The organism is Mesorhizobium sp. M0058 (genome assembly GCF_040323095.1).
Classification (GTDB): Bacteria; Pseudomonadota; Alphaproteobacteria; order Rhizobiales; family Rhizobiaceae; genus Mesorhizobium.
Genome location: NZ_JAMYUQ010000014.1, coordinates 68,208 through 83,258 on the forward strand (window position 1 = coordinate 68,208; position 15,051 = coordinate 83,258).

At 65.0% G+C, this 15,051-nt stretch carries 14 protein-coding genes; 12 read left to right on the forward strand and 2 right to left on the reverse strand.

What is annotated here, in order from left to right; genetic code table 11:
- Positions 1 to 20: 20 nt before the first annotated feature.
- Together hrpB and NKJ75_RS23765 are read right to left on the reverse strand one after the other, a co-directional pair.
- Complete coding sequence (hrpB, locus tag NKJ75_RS23760; RefSeq protein ID WP_352500273.1) at positions 21 to 2,483, reverse strand: ATP-dependent helicase HrpB; 2,463 nt, start codon at positions 2,481 to 2,483, stop codon at positions 21 to 23.
- A 40-nt stretch (positions 2,484 to 2,523) separates the two neighbouring features.
- The gene (locus tag NKJ75_RS23765) at positions 2,524 to 3,414 is read right to left on the reverse strand and encodes a DMT family transporter (protein WP_352500274.1); all 891 of its coding nucleotides are present in this window, start codon (positions 3,412 to 3,414) and stop codon (positions 2,524 to 2,526) included.
- Positions 3,415 to 3,440: 26 nt separating this feature from the next.
- Here NKJ75_RS23765 and NKJ75_RS23770 point away from each other — a divergent pair, with 26 nt between their 5' ends.
- The 12 genes from NKJ75_RS23770 to ptsP all read left to right on the forward strand — a co-directional run bounded on the left by NKJ75_RS23770 (position 3,441) and on the right by ptsP (position 15,045).
- On the forward strand, positions 3,441 to 4,139 hold the full coding sequence (locus NKJ75_RS23770) for a PIG-L deacetylase family protein (protein ID WP_023715560.1): 699 nt from the start codon (positions 3,441 to 3,443) through the stop codon (positions 4,137 to 4,139).
- Positions 4,140 to 4,394: 255 nt separating this feature from the next.
- Complete coding sequence (locus tag NKJ75_RS23775) at positions 4,395 to 5,726, forward strand: ABC transporter substrate-binding protein (protein ID WP_352500275.1); 1,332 nt, start codon at positions 4,395 to 4,397, stop codon at positions 5,724 to 5,726.
- Between the two features lie 227 nt (positions 5,727 to 5,953).
- The gene (locus tag NKJ75_RS23780; protein WP_031198535.1) at positions 5,954 to 6,901 is read left to right on the forward strand and encodes a carbohydrate ABC transporter permease; all 948 of its coding nucleotides are present in this window, start codon (positions 5,954 to 5,956) and stop codon (positions 6,899 to 6,901) included.
- Positions 6,898 to 7,848: a carbohydrate ABC transporter permease gene (locus NKJ75_RS23785; RefSeq protein WP_023694180.1), complete on the forward strand. Its 951-nt coding sequence runs from the start codon at positions 6,898 to 6,900 to the stop codon at positions 7,846 to 7,848. The genes NKJ75_RS23780 and NKJ75_RS23785 overlap by 4 nt, the downstream gene beginning before the upstream one ends.
- A gap of 214 nt (positions 7,849 to 8,062) precedes the next feature.
- Positions 8,063 to 8,266, forward strand: coding sequence for a hypothetical protein (locus NKJ75_RS23790; RefSeq protein WP_023694181.1), 204 nt, complete (start codon positions 8,063 to 8,065; stop codon positions 8,264 to 8,266).
- A gap of 2 nt (positions 8,267 to 8,268) precedes the next feature.
- Positions 8,269 to 9,381, forward strand: a complete 1,113-nt coding sequence (locus NKJ75_RS23795; protein WP_352500276.1) for an ABC transporter ATP-binding protein — start codon at positions 8,269 to 8,271, stop codon at positions 9,379 to 9,381.
- Positions 9,374 to 10,387, forward strand: coding sequence for an ABC transporter ATP-binding protein (locus tag NKJ75_RS23800; protein ID WP_023668778.1), 1,014 nt, complete (start codon positions 9,374 to 9,376; stop codon positions 10,385 to 10,387). The genes NKJ75_RS23795 and NKJ75_RS23800 overlap by 8 nt, the downstream gene beginning before the upstream one ends.
- A 64-nt stretch (positions 10,388 to 10,451) precedes the next feature.
- Complete coding sequence (locus NKJ75_RS23805; RefSeq protein ID WP_023668779.1) at positions 10,452 to 12,092, forward strand: dihydroxyacetone kinase subunit DhaK; 1,641 nt, start codon at positions 10,452 to 10,454, stop codon at positions 12,090 to 12,092.
- A 70-nt stretch (positions 12,093 to 12,162) separates the two neighbouring features.
- Positions 12,163 to 12,765, forward strand: a complete 603-nt coding sequence (gene dhaL / locus NKJ75_RS23810; protein ID WP_023668780.1) for a dihydroxyacetone kinase subunit DhaL — start codon at positions 12,163 to 12,165, stop codon at positions 12,763 to 12,765.
- A complete protein-coding gene (dhaM, locus tag NKJ75_RS23815; protein WP_023725850.1) occupies positions 12,762 to 13,151 on the forward strand; it encodes a dihydroxyacetone kinase phosphoryl donor subunit DhaM in 390 nt (129 codons plus the stop codon). Before dhaL ends, dhaM begins: the two co-directional genes overlap by 4 nt.
- 21 nt (positions 13,152 to 13,172) lie before the next feature.
- Positions 13,173 to 13,475, forward strand: a complete 303-nt coding sequence (locus tag NKJ75_RS23820; protein ID WP_023684207.1) for an HPr family phosphocarrier protein — start codon at positions 13,173 to 13,175, stop codon at positions 13,473 to 13,475.
- Positions 13,459 to 15,045, forward strand: coding sequence for a phosphoenolpyruvate--protein phosphotransferase (gene ptsP / locus NKJ75_RS23825; protein ID WP_023745213.1), 1,587 nt, complete (start codon positions 13,459 to 13,461; stop codon positions 15,043 to 15,045). The genes NKJ75_RS23820 and ptsP overlap by 17 nt, the downstream gene beginning before the upstream one ends.
- The last annotated feature ends 6 nt before the right edge of the window (positions 15,046 to 15,051 follow it).

Genomic DNA, 15,051 nt, shown 5'->3' on the forward strand with positions numbered 1-15,051 from the left:
TAGCCGGGAAAGGACGAGCGCTAGGTCCCTCGCGGTTTGGCGCGGGCGGTGGCCGCAGCGAGCAGCGGATTTTCCGGCCAGACATGGCGGGGATAGCGGCCGCGCATGTCGGTGCGCACATCGGCCCAGGAGCCGCGCCAGAAGCCGGGCAGGTCGCGCGTCGTCTGGATCGGCCGGTGCGCCGGCGACAACAGCTCGAGCGTCAGCGGCACGGTGCCGTTGGCGATTGCCGGATGGCGGTCAAGGCCGAACAGTTCCTGCACGCGGATGGCCAGCACCGGCCATTCGCCGTCATAGCGGATCGGCACATGGCTGCCGGAGGGCGCGTCGAAATGGGTCGGCGCCAGTGTGCCGACCTTGCGCTGCAATTCGTGCGGCACCAGCGCCATCAGGCCTGACGACAGCACGCCGGGATCGATCGCGGCGAAGGATGCCTTGCCCGAAAGGAACGGCAGCAGCCAGTCGTCGAGGCCTTCGAGCAGGGCGGGTTCCGAAACATCGGGCCAAGGCGCGCCGAGGCCGCGATGCAGCCAGCCGAGCCGTTGGCGCAGCGTCTCGCCGTCCTTGCCCCATTCCAGCAGCGACAGGCCGTGCTCGCGCAAGGCATCTGTTATGGCGCGGTCGGCGTCTGTTCCAGTTGGTGCGGGCAGCATGCGCTCCGACAAAGTGATGGCGCCGAGCCTGGCGGTCTCGCGCACGCGCACCGCGCGCCGCTCGCGGTCGAAGCTTGTCTCGCGGCGGATCTCGATCCTGTCGGCCAGAGCGGCACGGATGTCGGTCTCGTGGACCGCGGCCGCCGCCGTGATGCGGGCATTTTGCGCCTTGCCCTGCAGATCGGCGACGACCAGCCAGGTCTCGCCGGCCAGCGGATCGGCGGCATCCACCATGGCGCCGGAGCCGTTGGCGAGCACGAAACGGCCACGCTCGCCGCGCGCCCTGGCGACGCGGTCCGGCCAGGCGTGGATGAGGAGAAGACCGGCAGAAGCGGCTTCGCTGCTCTTGGGGCCGCCCGCCTGCTTCGCCAATCGCTCGGCAAGCTGCCTTGCCGCAACGGCGCGTGGCGATTTCTCAGTGCGAAAGCGCATCAGCCGCCGTTCGAGGTCGGCGCCGTCACCGCCGAGACCACGCTCGGTGAGCAGGACGGCTAGCATCGCAGCCTCGAGCGCGTGGCCGCCGCCAGCGGCTTCAGCGACCATGTGTGCGAGCCGCACGGGCAGCGCCAGCTTGCGCATCGCGCCGCCCGCCTCCGTCAGCCGGCCGGCCGCGTCGATGGCGTGCAGCGCCAGGAGCAGGGCCTGCGCCTCGTTGAGCGCCGGACCGGGTGGCGGATCAAGGAAGGACAGGCTTGCGGGGTCGGCGACACCGAAAGCGGCGCAGTCGAGCAGCAGGCCGGACAGATCCGCTTCGAGGATTTCGGGCGGGGTGAAGGCCGGCAAGGCCGCCGTCTGCTCGGCCCGCCACAGGCGGATGGCGACGCCTGGCTGCGTGCGCCCGGCGCGGCCGGCACGCTGATCGGCCGACGCCCTGGAGACACGCACCGTTTCCAGCCGCGTCAGGCCGCTCGCCGGTTCGTATCGTGGCAGGCGCGACAGGCCGGAATCGATGACGACGCGCACGCCGCCGATGGTGATCGAGGTCTCGGCGATCGACGTCGCCAGCACCACCTTGCGGCGGCCGGGCGGCGCCGGCTTGATGGCGGCATCCTGCGCCCTGTTGTCGAGCTGACCGTAGAGCGGCACGATGTCGGTGTCCGGACCGAGCCGGCCCTGCAGCCGCTCGGCGGTGCGCTCGATCTCGCGCTGTCCCGGCAGGAAGGCGAGCACGCTGCCGCTCTCGCCGGCAAGAGCGGAGCGGATCGCCTTGGCCATGGCGTCTTCGATGGGAACGCCGGCTGGCCGCTCGTCGTATCTGACATCGACGGGGAACGCACGGCCTTGGCTTTCGATCACCGGGGCGCCGGACAGGAGTTTCGCGACGCGCGCGCCATCGAGCGTTGCCGACATCACCAGCAGCCGCAAATCCGGCCGCAGCGCGCCCTGCACGTCGAGCGCCAGCGCCAGGCCGAAATCGCCGTCGAGCGAGCGCTCGTGGAATTCGTCGAAAATCACCGCCGAGACGCCGGGCAGCTCGGGATCGTCTAGGATCATGCGCGCCAGGACGCCTTCGGTGACGACCAGGATTTTTGTCCGGGCCGATGTGCGGTTTTCCATGCGCATGGCATAGCCGACAGTGGCGCCGGGCTCTTCATCAAGCAATTCGGCCATGCGGCGGGCGGCGGCGCGGGCGGCGAGGCGGCGCGGTTCGAGCAGGACGATCTTGCCGGCGACCAGCCAGGGCGCATCGAGCAGCGCCAGCGGCACCAGCGTCGTCTTGCCGGCGCCGGGCGGCGCCACCAGGACGGCGCTGTTGCCGGAGCCGAGCGCCTCGCTCAGGGCCGGCAGCACGGCGGATACCGGAAGCTCCGGCAAGGATCTCGTCGTCATTGCGTCCGCATATCAGCGGTCACCACAACCGTGCAACGGCTCAAAGCCTTGTGCGTGAAAACGGGTTCCAGCGCACCGTGCCCAGCCGCACCTCCTCGCGCACCATGGTGAGCAGGCCGGACGCGCCAACGACGGCCAAGCCGACCAGCGATATCCAGTCCGGATACTCCTGGAAGAACAACGCACCGAGGATCACCGCCCAGACGATCTGCGAATAATGCGTCGGCGCGATGCGGTTGGCCGGTGCGTATTTGGCGGCCAGCAGCTGCAGCAATTGGCCGCCGGCGGTAAAGGCGCCGCCCAGCACCAGCCACAGCAGCTGCATGGCGTTGGGGAGGGTGAACGATGTGGCGATGGTGCCGGCCCCGTTGAACAGCAGCCCGTAACCGATGAGCACGCCGAGCATGGTGGTGCGCTTTTCCTGCTGGGCGAGCGACCGCATCAGGATGACGCTCGCCGCGGCAAGGAAGGCCACCGTGAAGGCGGCAAGGTGTCCGAGATGCAACTCGCGAAAACCTGGCCGCACCACCAGCATGACACCTGCAAAGCCGGCAACCACCGCCAGCCAGCGCCATGGACCGACCTTTTCTTTCAGGATGACGGTCGAGAGAATGGTCACGCAAAGCGGCGCCAGGAAGATCAGTGCATAGGTCTCGGCCAGCGGAATGGTGGTGAAGGCGTAGACGCTGAGCACGCCCGAGGCGATGCCGGCCCAGGCGCGGGCCTGCACCGCCCATGGCCGCCCGGTGCGCCAGAAGTCGCGCCAGCGCTCATCGACTGGGCGGCTGAAAAACAGGAAGCAGCCGGCAAACAGCGTGATGAAGAAGCCGATCTCGAAGACGGTGAACTGTCCGCCAAGGCTCTTGATAACGGCATCGCTGCACGAATAGCTTGCATAGGCGATGAGGGCGAGCAGGATTCCGTTCGTCACGTTTTTCCATTTCCGGGGAGAGTGCAGTGAAGGTATTGGCGCTCGGCGCGCATCCCGACGACATCGAGATATTCATGTTCGGTACGCTGGCTGCCTATGCCACGCAAGGCGCAGAACTGACTTTTGCCGTGGCCACGGATGGCGCCAGGGGCGGCATGGGCGACCCGAGCGTTTTGGCTCGTGTCCGCCGCGACGAGGCGGCGGCCGCTGCGGCGCTGCTCGGCGCAACCCTTCGCTTTCTCGACTTTCCCGACGGCGAACTGGTGGCTGATGCGGCACTGATCGCTTCGCTGAAAGCGCTGATACGCGAGACCGCGGCGGATCTGGTTATCACGCATGCCCCCAACGACTATCACGCCGACCATCGTGCTTTGTCGGACGGCGTGCGCATCGCGGCCTCGTTCGGCGTCCCCGTGCTGCATGCCGACACGATGGGCGGCACCGGCTTTGCGCCGACGCATTACGTCGACATTTCCGCCTACGGCGATATCAAGACGCAGGCGATCCGAGCGCACCAATCGCAGTGGCCGGAGCAATATGTCGACAGAGCGCGCGTTCAGAATGAGTTTCGCGCCGGGCAATGCAACAGCGTTCCCGGCTCCCTGGCCGAGGCCTTCCGATTCGAGCCGACATTTCCCTTCGCCGACATCCGCGCGCTGCTGCCGCCCGCGCCCCCTGTCCGGCCGGTGACGCCGCAGACGAAAATTATAGGCGACCCCGGCTAAGCAACTTCCGGGCGAGCCGTCCGGCAAATCATTTCCCAACGATTTCAATCGCCGTTTGGCCATGTTGCGGCGCAGCGACGAATTCGCTTGCCTTGTTTAGTAAAAATTGCATCACTAAACAAATTACTAAACATCTGCGGCGCACCGCGCCGCCCTGGCGACGCATAGCGCGCCGTGTTTAGCCCCTCGGAGGAGCGAGGGTTGAGGGGTTCTTGAAACGGCCATCCGGGCGCGTTTCGCAAATGGGAGGAAGGCATGAAATCGAGCTTGAAACTGGCGTTGGGGCTGGCCTCGGCGATTACCGCGTCGACAGCCGTCTCGAACGCCGCGCACGCTGAAGACCTGACGCTTTGCTGGGCCGCCTGGGATCCGGCAAACGCGCTGGTCGAACTGTCCAAGGATTTTACCAAGGAAACCGGCATCGGCATGAAATTCGAATTCGTGCCGTGGACCAACTATGCCGACCGCTTCCTCAACGAGCTCAACTCGCACGGCAAACTGTGCGACCTGATCATCGGCGACAGCCAGTGGATCGGCGGCTCGGCCGAGAACGGCCACTACGTCAAGCTGAACGACTTCTTCGACAAGGAGAAGATCAGCATGGACGACTTCGTGCCGGCAACCGTCGTCGGCTATTCCGAATGGCCGAAGAACACGCCGAATTACTGGGCGCTGCCGGCCATGGGCGACGTCGTCGGCTGGACCTACCGCAAGGACTGGTTCTCCAAGCCGGAACTGCAGAAGGAATTCAAGGAAAAGTATGGTTGGGACCTCGGCCCACCGACCACCTTCGACCAGCTGAAGCAGCTCGCCGAGTTCTTCCAGAAGCGCGAGATCGACGGCAAGACCGTCTATGGCGCTTCGATCTACACCGAGCGTGGCTCGGAAGGCATCACCATGGGCGCCATGGACGTGCTCTACAGCTTCGGCTTCCAGTATGAAAACCCGAAGAAGCCCTACGAGATGGAAGGCTTCGTCAATTCGCCAGACGCGGTCAAAGGCCTGGAGTTCTACAAGTCGCTCTACGATTGCTGCACGCCTCCGGGTGCCTCGAACAGCTATATGGGCGAAGGCGTCGACGCCTTCAAATCCGGTCAGGTGGCCATGCACATGAACTTCGCCTTCACCTGGCCCGGCCTGCAGAAGGACGAGAATGTCGGCGGCGACAAGATCGGCTACTTCGTCAATCCGAAGGGTCCCGGCGGCGCCCAGTTTGCGCAGCTTGGCGGCCAGGGCATTTCGGTGGTGTCCTATTCAGACAAGCAGGAATCGGCGCTGAAATACATCAAGTGGTTCGCCAACAAGGATGTGCAGGCCAAATGGTGGTCGCTCGGCGGCTATTCCTGCCTGAACGCGGTGGTCAAGGACCCGGCCTTCCCGTCCAGCCAGCCTTATGCGCAGACCTTCCTCGACTCGATGGCGATCGTGAAGGACTTCTGGGCCGAGCCGAGCTACGCACCGCTGCTGCAGGCGTCGCAGAAGCGCTTCCACGACTATGTCGTAGCCGGCCAGGGTTCGGCCAAGGACGCGCTTGACGGCCTGGTCAAGGACTGGACGCAAGTGTTCCAGGACGACGGCAAGATGTAACCGGACCAACGGCTCCTCCCGAGCCTGACCCCAGAGGCGGATGATTTTCAGGCCGAATCGACCAGAAATCATCCGCCTCGGGCTAAAAAGAGAGAGAGCATGATGTCGTCCGAAACCGCTTCAGACTTTTCGGCTTCATGCTCTTGGTCCCGTGCCGCCCTTGGCACGGGACGCAGTTCAGATAAATTCCAGTGTCGAGACTTGACGTGACCGAAGCAGGACTCACCATGCTCAATCGGACTGCGGAGAACGTTGCCCGGGCGACCCCGGAGCCGTTGGCCCGCAAGGTCCGGGGGATCAGCGACAAGGGCCTCGCCTGGCTGTTCATCTCGCCGACGATCCTGTTGCTCTTGGCCATCAACATCTTCCCGCTGTTCTGGGCGATCTACCTGTCCTTCACCAACTTCCGCGCGAACCGCCCGAACGAGGTGGTGAAAAACCTCGGCTTCGCCAACTACCAGCGCATCCTCGGCGACCAGGACATCTGGATCGCCATGCAGACGACGGCGCATTTCGTGTTCTGGACGATCCTGCTGCAGACGCTGATCGGTTTCACGCTGGCATGGCTGATCGACAGGAAGTTTCGCGGCCACGCCTTCTGGACGACCATCATCCTGGTGCCGATGATGCTGTCGCCGGCGGTGGTCGGCAATTTCTGGCGTTTCCTCTACGAGCCGCAGATCGGCCTGTTCGCCTACGCCATCTCGTTCGTCACCCGGATACCACCGACCGACATCCAGATGCTGTCCAACGTGTCGCTGGCGCCGTGGTCGATCATCATCGTCGACACCTGGATGTGGACGCCCTATGTCATGCTGATCTGTCTCGCCGGCCTGCGCTCCATCCCCGAATACATCTATGAAGCCGCCGAGGTCGACCGCGCGTCCAACTGGCGGCAGTTCTGGTCGATCACGCTGCCCATGGCGCTGCCCTTCATCATGCTGGCGGTGCTGTTTCGCGGCATCGAGAACTTCAAGATGTTCGACATGGTCAACCTGCTGACCGGTGGCGGGCCGGGCTCGACCACCGAGGTCGCCTCGATCACGCTGAAGCGGCAGGCCTTCGAGAGCTGGCGCACCGGATATTCCTCGGCCTTCGCCATCATCCTGTTCGTCGCGGTGTTTGGGCTGGCCAACATCTACGTCAAGGCGCTGAACAAGGTGAAGCAGAGATGAGCCTGACCACCGCCCACTCCGTCGTCGCCCCCTCGGCCAATTCGAAGCGGATCGCCGGCACGATCATCGTGCTCTACGCGCTGATCTCGATCGTGCCGCTGCTGTGGATCTTCGCCACCAGCTTCAAGACGCCGCCGGATTCGATCGCCTATCCGCCCAAGATTCTGTTCCAGCCGAGCATCGAGGGCTATTGCAACCTGTTCACGACGCGCACCAGGCAAACGCCCGACTACATCAACTCGCTCGGACCCGCGACCGGTTTCTGCGACGAGACCTCGCGCAAGCGCAACATGGTGATTGCCGGCCCGTCCAATTTCCTGCCGCGCTTCGTCAATTCGCTGATAATCGCCTTCGGCTCGACCTTCTGCGCGGTCTTCCTCGGCACGCTGTCTGCCTATGGTTTCTCGCGCTTCAAGGTGCCGCTGGCCGACGACCTTCTGTTCTTCATCCTGTCGACGCGCTTCATGCCGCCGATCGCGGTCGCGATTCCCATCTACCTGATGTACCGCGAGCTCGGCCTGTCCGATACCGCGCTGGGCATGATCCTGCTCTACACCGCGGTCAACGTGTCACTCGCGGTGTGGCTGCTGAAAGGCTTCATCGACGAGATCCCGCGCGAGTATGAGGAAGCGGCGATGATCGACGGCTATACCAGGCTGCAGGCCTTCTGGCGCACCGTGCTGCCGCAGGCGACCACCGGCATCGCCGCGACCGCCATCTTCTGCCTGATCTTCGCCTGGAACGAATATGCCTTCGCCGCACTCTTGACGTCCGGCACCGCGCAGACCGCGCCGCCCTTCATCCCGACCATCATCGGCGAAGGCGGCCAGGACTGGCCGGCGGTGGCGGCCGGCACGACGATCTTCCTGGTGCCGATCCTGGTCTTCACCATCCTGCTTCGCAAACAATTGCTGCGCGGCATCACCTTCGGCGCGGTACGCAAATGATTGGTGTGTCAAGTCGACCCCCACTCCGTCGAGCTTCGCTCGACACCTCTTCCCCGATCGACGGGGTAGAGGAAGGACGCGAACTTCATTCAGGCAGGCTGCCTTCCTCTCCCTCCGGAGGGGGGAGAGGTGGCGCTGCGAAGCAGCGACGGAGTGGGGGAACCACCTGGCAACCGTCTCGCCCCGTTGCCGGGCAGAAGGAAGGCAGCTACGCATGACGCGCCCAGCCATCTCCAAAAAGTCATCCTGGCCTCGCTGGGCCCGGCGCGGCCTCATGGAAAACATTGCGACGGCGCTCATCGCCGTCGGCTTCCTGATGCTGTTCCAGCCTTTCGCGCTCGCGCTCTACACCTACTCCTTCATCACCATGCTCGCCGGCACAGTGATGTTCATCATCGTCTCGAAATTCCCGGAATAATCATGGCCGAAATCCGCGTCCAACATTTGAGGAAGGCCTTCGGCGATTTCGTCGCCGTGCAGGATTCCAGCTTCATCGTCGAGGATGGCGAGTTCTTCGTCATGCTTGGCCCGTCGGGCTGCGGCAAGACCACGACGCTGCGCATGATCGCCGGGCTGGAACTGCCTACGGGCGGCCAGATCCTGCTCGGCGGCGAGGATGTCACCATGCGCCGGGCGCGGGAGCGGGACATCGCCTTCGTGTTCCAGCTGTTCGCGCTCTATCCGCATATGAATGTGCGCAAGAACATTGCCTTCCCGCTTCTCGCGCAAGGCATGCCCTCGGCCGAGATTCGAAGCCGTGTCGAGGAAACGGCGAAGCTGCTGCGCATCGACCATCTGCTCAACAAATCGGTCTCGGGCCTTGCCGGCGGTGACCGCCAGCGCGTGGCGCTCGGTCGCGCCATCGTGCGACGGCCAAAATGCTTCCTGATGGACGAGCCGCTCGGCACGCTCGACACCGAATTCCGCGATCTGATGGTGCATGAGCTGCGCGAGCTGCACAACCGCATCCACGCCACCACCGTCTATGTCACGCACGACCAGATGGAAGCGATGTCGATGGCCGACAAGATCGCCGTCATGAACCATGGCGTCATCGAACAGTTCGGCAGCCCGCGCGAAATCTACGACCGCCCGGCAACCATGTTCGTCGCCGACTTCATCGGCTCGCCGCCGATGAATTTCCTGGGCTTCGGTGGCGGGCTGGCGAAGGGGGCGAAGGAAATCGTCGTCCAGGGCGCCAAGGTGGCGGTGCCGGAAGTGCGCGAGGAAATTGCGCCCGCCGACATGGCGCTCGGCATCCGTCCCGAGCACATCCGTTTCGACGATGCGTCGAAACTGCGCGGCACCATCTACGGCACCGAATATCTCGGCACGACGCAGATCGTGGCGGTGGAGACGGCGGACGGCATCATCAAGGCGCGGGTGCCGGCCGAAATCCGGCTCGCTGCCGGCGATCATGTCGGGCTGACGTTGAACAGCGCGCGGCTGTCGCTGTTCGACAAGGGCTCGGGTCGGGCGGTGCGCACCGCGATCCACGATACCGCCTCTCAAGGGAGAGCGCAGCATGGCTGACGTGCACATCAAGGGCGTGACCAAAAGCTTCGGCGACCATGTCGCCGTCGATGGCCTCGACCTTAACATCGCCGATGGCGAATTCGTCGTGCTGCTCGGCCCGACCGGCGCCGGCAAGACGACGACGCTGAGATTGATCGCCGGACTGGAGCGGCCGGATGGCGGCACGATCCATATTGGCGGCCACGATGCGACGACGCTGTCGCCGGCCGAGCGCGACACCGCTTTCGTCTTCCAGCAATATTCGCTCTACCCGCATCTGTCAGTCTACGACAACCTCGCCTTCCCGCTGCGCTCGCCGGCGCGGAAAGTACCGGAGGACCAGATTCGCCGCCGCGTCGAAGAGGTGGCAAAGATGGTGCGCATCCACCACAAGCTCGCCAACCGCTCGACCAAGCTGTCGGGCGGCGAGATGCAGCGCGTCGCCATCGGCCGAGCGTTGGTGCGCAAACCGTCGATCTATCTGATGGACGAACCGCTGTCGTCGCTGGATGCCAAATTGCGCGCCGATCTCAGGCTCGAACTCAAGCGCATCCAAGCCGAGCTCGGCGCCACCATGCTCTATGTCACGCACGACCAGATCGAGGCGATGACCATGGCGGACCGCATCGGCATCCTCAACAATGGCGTGCTGGTGCAGATCGGCACGCCGCGCACCATCTATTCCGAGCCGGCAAACCTTCATGTCGCCGCACGGCTCGGCCAGCCGGCGATCAATCTGCTGCCAGCGGGACTGCTGCCTGATGGTGGGGCGCCGACCGGAACCAAGACCATCGGCGCGCGCACCGAGCATCTGTCGATCGAGAAGACCGCAAACGGCCATGCCGACGGCGTCGTCGACTGGGTCGAACATCTCGGGGACCAGAACCATCTGCATGTTACGGTCGGCCCGAAGAAACTGGTGACGCTCACCGACCCCGATACGGATCTGGCCGAGGGCGACAAAGTGGTGATCCGCTACCGCTCGCCACTTTATTTCGGCGCCGACGGACAAAGACTGATGTGAGGTTTTCGGTGTCTCGCCAAGGGCACGGCACCGGCTTCTGATTGACGAATACAGGACGAATTCGATGAAGCACTTTTTCAACCGCAGGGAAACGATCGTCACCGAGGCGCTGGACGGGCTGTTGCGGACTATCGGTTCCGGCGATCTCGCGCGCCTCGACGGTTACCCCGAGATCAAGGTCGTGCTGCGCGCCGACTGGGACAAGGCGAAAGTTGCCGTCGTCTCCGGTGGCGGCGCCGGACACGAACCGTCTCATGCCGGCTTTGTCGGCAAGGGCATGCTGACGGCGGCGGTTTCGGGCGAGATCTTTGCCTCGCCCAGCGTCGAGGCGGTGCTGGCGGCCATCCGCGCGGTGACCGGCCCCGCCGGCTGCCTGCTGATCGTCAAGAACTACACCGGCGACCGGCTCAATTTCGGCCTGGCGGCCGAGAAGGCGCGCGCCGAGGGGTTTCGCGTCGAGATGGCGATCGTTGCCGACGACATCGCCCTGCCGGGTATCAACCAGCCGCGCGGCGTCGCCGGCACCTTGTTCGTGCACAAGATCGCCGGCCATTTGGCGGAGACCGGTCAGGACTTGGCAGCCGTTGCTACAGCCGCTCGCGCGGCGGCGAAGGACATCGTCTCGCTCGGCATGTCGCTGTCGTCCTGCTCGATCCCCGGCCAGCCACATGAAGAGCGGTTCGGCGAAAATGACGGCGAACTCGGCCTCGGCATCCATGGCGAGCCGGGCGTCGAGCGCATCGCGGTGCAAAGCGCCGACAAGCTGGTGGCGATCATGGCGGAGCGGCTGGCCGCGCGGCTCGACCCGAACGCCAGCCACGCGTTGCTCATCAACAATCTCGGCTCGGTGCCGCCGCTTGAGATGTCGCTGGTCGCCAATGCCGTGCTGGCCTCGCCGCTGGCCAAGACCGTGAAGCTTGCGATCGGCCCCGGACCGCTGATGACGGCGCTCAACATGAACGGTTTTTCGCTGTCGCTGATCAAGCTCGATGCGGCGCGCGAGGCAGCCTTGCTGGCGCCTGTCGGCCCACATGCCTGGATGCCGGCCAAAACCGTCGTCGCGCCGGCTATCGTGCCTATGGCGAAAGCGGCTGGAAACAGCGCAGCCCAAAGGGCCAGCCAGGATTCCGGCACCAGGCGTTTGATCATCACGGTCTGCGAACGGCTGATCGCGCTCGAAGAGACACTGAACGGGCTCGACGCCAAGGCGGGCGATGGCGATACCGGTTCGACGGTTGCGACCGGCGCGCGCAGCGTGCTGGAACGGCTCGATGCGCTGCCGCTGGCCGACCCTGCCGCCACGCTTGCGGCTATAGGCGATAGTCTGGGCGTCGCAATGGGCGGCTCCTCAGGCGTCTTGCTGTCGATCTTCTTCACGGCGGCGGCTCAGGCTTCGAACGGCGGAGCAACCCTGTCCAAGGCGCTGCTTGCCGGGCTTGACCGGATGACCTTCTATGGCGGCGCCAGGGTCGGCGACCGCACCATGGTCGATGCCTTGGAGCCGGGGCTGAAGGCGCTCGATGCCAAGGGGCTGGATGCCGCGGCTACAGCGGCACGGCACGGCGCCGAGGCGACCGCGGCCATGGAGAAGGCGAAGGCCGGGCGCTCCGCCTATGTCGGCACCAAATTGCAGGGCGTAGTCGACCCTGGCGCCCATGCCGTGGCCGAAGTGTTCGCGGCCGCCGCGCTGCATGCAACGGCCTGACGGCATGCTTAGATTGTCGAATGAAAACTCTTGCGATACTGCCGGCAGGATCGAAACCGGGAATCTGGACATGGCAGCGTTCGACCTTGCCAGGCTGATCACCGCCGCCGCGGACACGATCGCCGCTCACTCGGAAGAGTTGACCGCGCTCGACCAGGCGATCGGCGACGGTGACCATGGGCTGAACATGAAGCGCGGGTTTGAGGCCTTGCGTGCCGATGCCGAGGCGTTTTCGGCCAAGCCGCTGCCCGAGGCGCTGAAGGCGATCGGCACCAAGCTGGTGATGACGGTTGGCGGTGCATCCGGGCCGCTCTTCGGTACATTGTTCCTGGCGCTGGGCAAGGAGATTTCGGGAGAGCCGGATCGTGCCAATCTGGCGGCTGCTTTCGGCAAGGCAATCGAAGCTGTGGCCGCCAGAGGCAAATCCCAGGTCGGTCAAAAGACCATGCTCGATGTGCTGCAACCTGTGCAGGACGCGTTGGTCGAAGGAAAGACGGCCATGGAAATTGCAGATATCGCCGACATGGCTGCCGAGGCGACCGTGCCGATGAAGGCAACACGCGGTCGCGCCTCATTCCTCGGCGACCGCTCAATCGGTCATATGGATGCCGGCGGACGCTCTGTGGCGCTGCTGGTGCGGACCGTCGCCGAAACCGTCGAGGGCCAAGCATGAGCAATGTCGGCATCGTCATCGTCTCGCATTCGCCGCTGGTTGCCGAAGGCACGGCCGACATGGTGCGGCAGATGGTGGGCGACGAAGTGCCGCTTGCATGGTGCGGCGGAAACGGCCATGGCGGGCTCGGCACCAGCGTCGAAGCGATCATGGGCGCCATCGACAAGGCGTGGTCGGAGGCGGGCGTCGCCATACTGGTCGATCTCGGCGGCGCCGAGACCAATTCGGAAATGGCGGTGGAAATGATCGGCGAGCCGCGGGCGCTCAGGATTATCGTCTGCAACGCGCCGATCGTCGAAGGCGCGGTGATGGCTGCGACGGAGGCGTCCGGCGGGGCCTCGCTGAAGGAAGTGGTGGCGACGGCGCATGAATTGTCGCCGTCGTGAGCGAACGGGAATTTTGACCTGATGTCCGCATTTGCCGAGGCCACCGTCCTGATCACCCACGAGGTAGGTCTGCACGCGCGCCCTTCGGTGAAGTTCACCAAGCTTGCCAAGAGCTTTGCCGCCGAGGTGGAGATTGCGCTTGCCGCCAACGGCCCATGGTTCGACGCCAAGAGCATCGTCAAGGTGATGGCGGCCAGGGCGCCGAAAGGCACCATGCTGCACATCCGGGCCACAGGCGACGGCGCCGATGATGCCGTGAGAGCGCTGGCCGAGCTGGTGCGACGCGGTTTCGACGAGGATGCGGGCCATGCCCGAACCGCTTAGGCTGCAAGGCATTTCGGCCTCGGCCGGCTATGCCGAGGGGCCGTTGTTCAACCTCGACAACGGCACCGCGCACTACACGGGCAAGGCGAGCGCCGCGGACGAGAAGGCCGCATTGGAAGCAGCTATCGCCAGCGCGACGGACCGGCTCGCGACCCTGATCGAAACCGCCGATGACGAGGCCGCCGGCATTCTCGAATTCCAGCTCGCCATGCTTGGGGACGAGGCACTGACCGGCCCGGCTTTTGCCGCGATCGCGTCCGGCATGCCGGCTGACATGGCCTGGCGACAGGCGCTGGACGCCGAGATCTCCGGCTACGAAACGTCAGACCAGGACTATTTCCGGGCTCGCGCCGCCGATATCAGCGATATCCGCGACCGCGTGCTGCGCGCCCTTACCGAGGAGCAGGAGAGCGCTCCACCAGCCGGCGCCATTCTCTATGGCGAGGACATCGCGCCGACGCGCTTTCTCGAGACCGACTGGAGCACCGGCGGCGGCATCGCGCTGAGGGCCGGCAGCGCCGCCAGCCACGTCGCCATGCTGGCGCGCTCGCGCGGCGTGCCGATGGTGGTGGGGCTTGGCGCTTCGCCGGCTAATCCCGTCGGTCTGGCTCTGCTCGATGCGGAGCATGGCGGTATCGTGCTTTCGCCGACCACGACCGAGATCGAAGCGTTCCACCGGTCCTCGTCCTCGTTTGTGGCACATCGAGACAAGGCCGGAGTCTATCTCGCGAAACCGGCGGTAACCCGGGCCGGGACGACAGTGCGCGTGCAGGTCAACATCGCCGATCCGTCCGAGGTCGACGGCATCGACATTTCGACCTGCGACGGGGTCGGGCTGATGCGCACCGAATTCCTGTTCGGCAAGGCGCCGCCGGACGAGGAGACGCAATACCAGGCCTATCGCAAGGTGCTGGAATGGGCAGGCGACAAGCCGGTAACCATCCGTACCGTCGACGCCGGCGGCGACAAGCCGGTGCCGGGCTTCACCGTCGAGGAGAGCAACCCGTTCCTCGGGCTGCGTGGCATCAGGCTGTCGCTGGCAAGGCCGGAGGTGTTTCGCGTACAGATCCGGGCGCTGCTGCGCGCGGCGGTGCACGGCAATCTGAAGGTGATGTTTCCGATGATCGCCGTCGCGGAGGAATACCAACGCGCCGCCGCTCTGTTCGTGGAGGAGCAGGCCGGGCTTGCCGCGCGCGGCATCGCGCAAAAAATGCCGCCGCTCGGCATCATGGTCGAGGTGCCTTCGGTGGCGATCGCGCCGGAGGCGTTCGCCGATGTCGCCTTCTTCTCGATCGGTTCGAACGATCTGACCCAATATGTAATGGCGGCTGCCCGCGATAACGCAGCCGTGGCGCATCTTAATTCTGTCCGCCATCCCGCCGTGTTACGGCTGATCGGCTCGGTTGCCGCTTTTGGCCTGCGCGCGAAAATCCCAGTCAGCCTGTGCGGCGATGCCGGCGGCGATCCGGCATCGATCCCGGCACTGCTCGAGGCCGGCCTGCGGGATCTCTCGGTGGCTCCCGCCCAACTCGCCATGGCCAAGGCGGCCATCTCGGATGCATCGGTCTAGGATGAC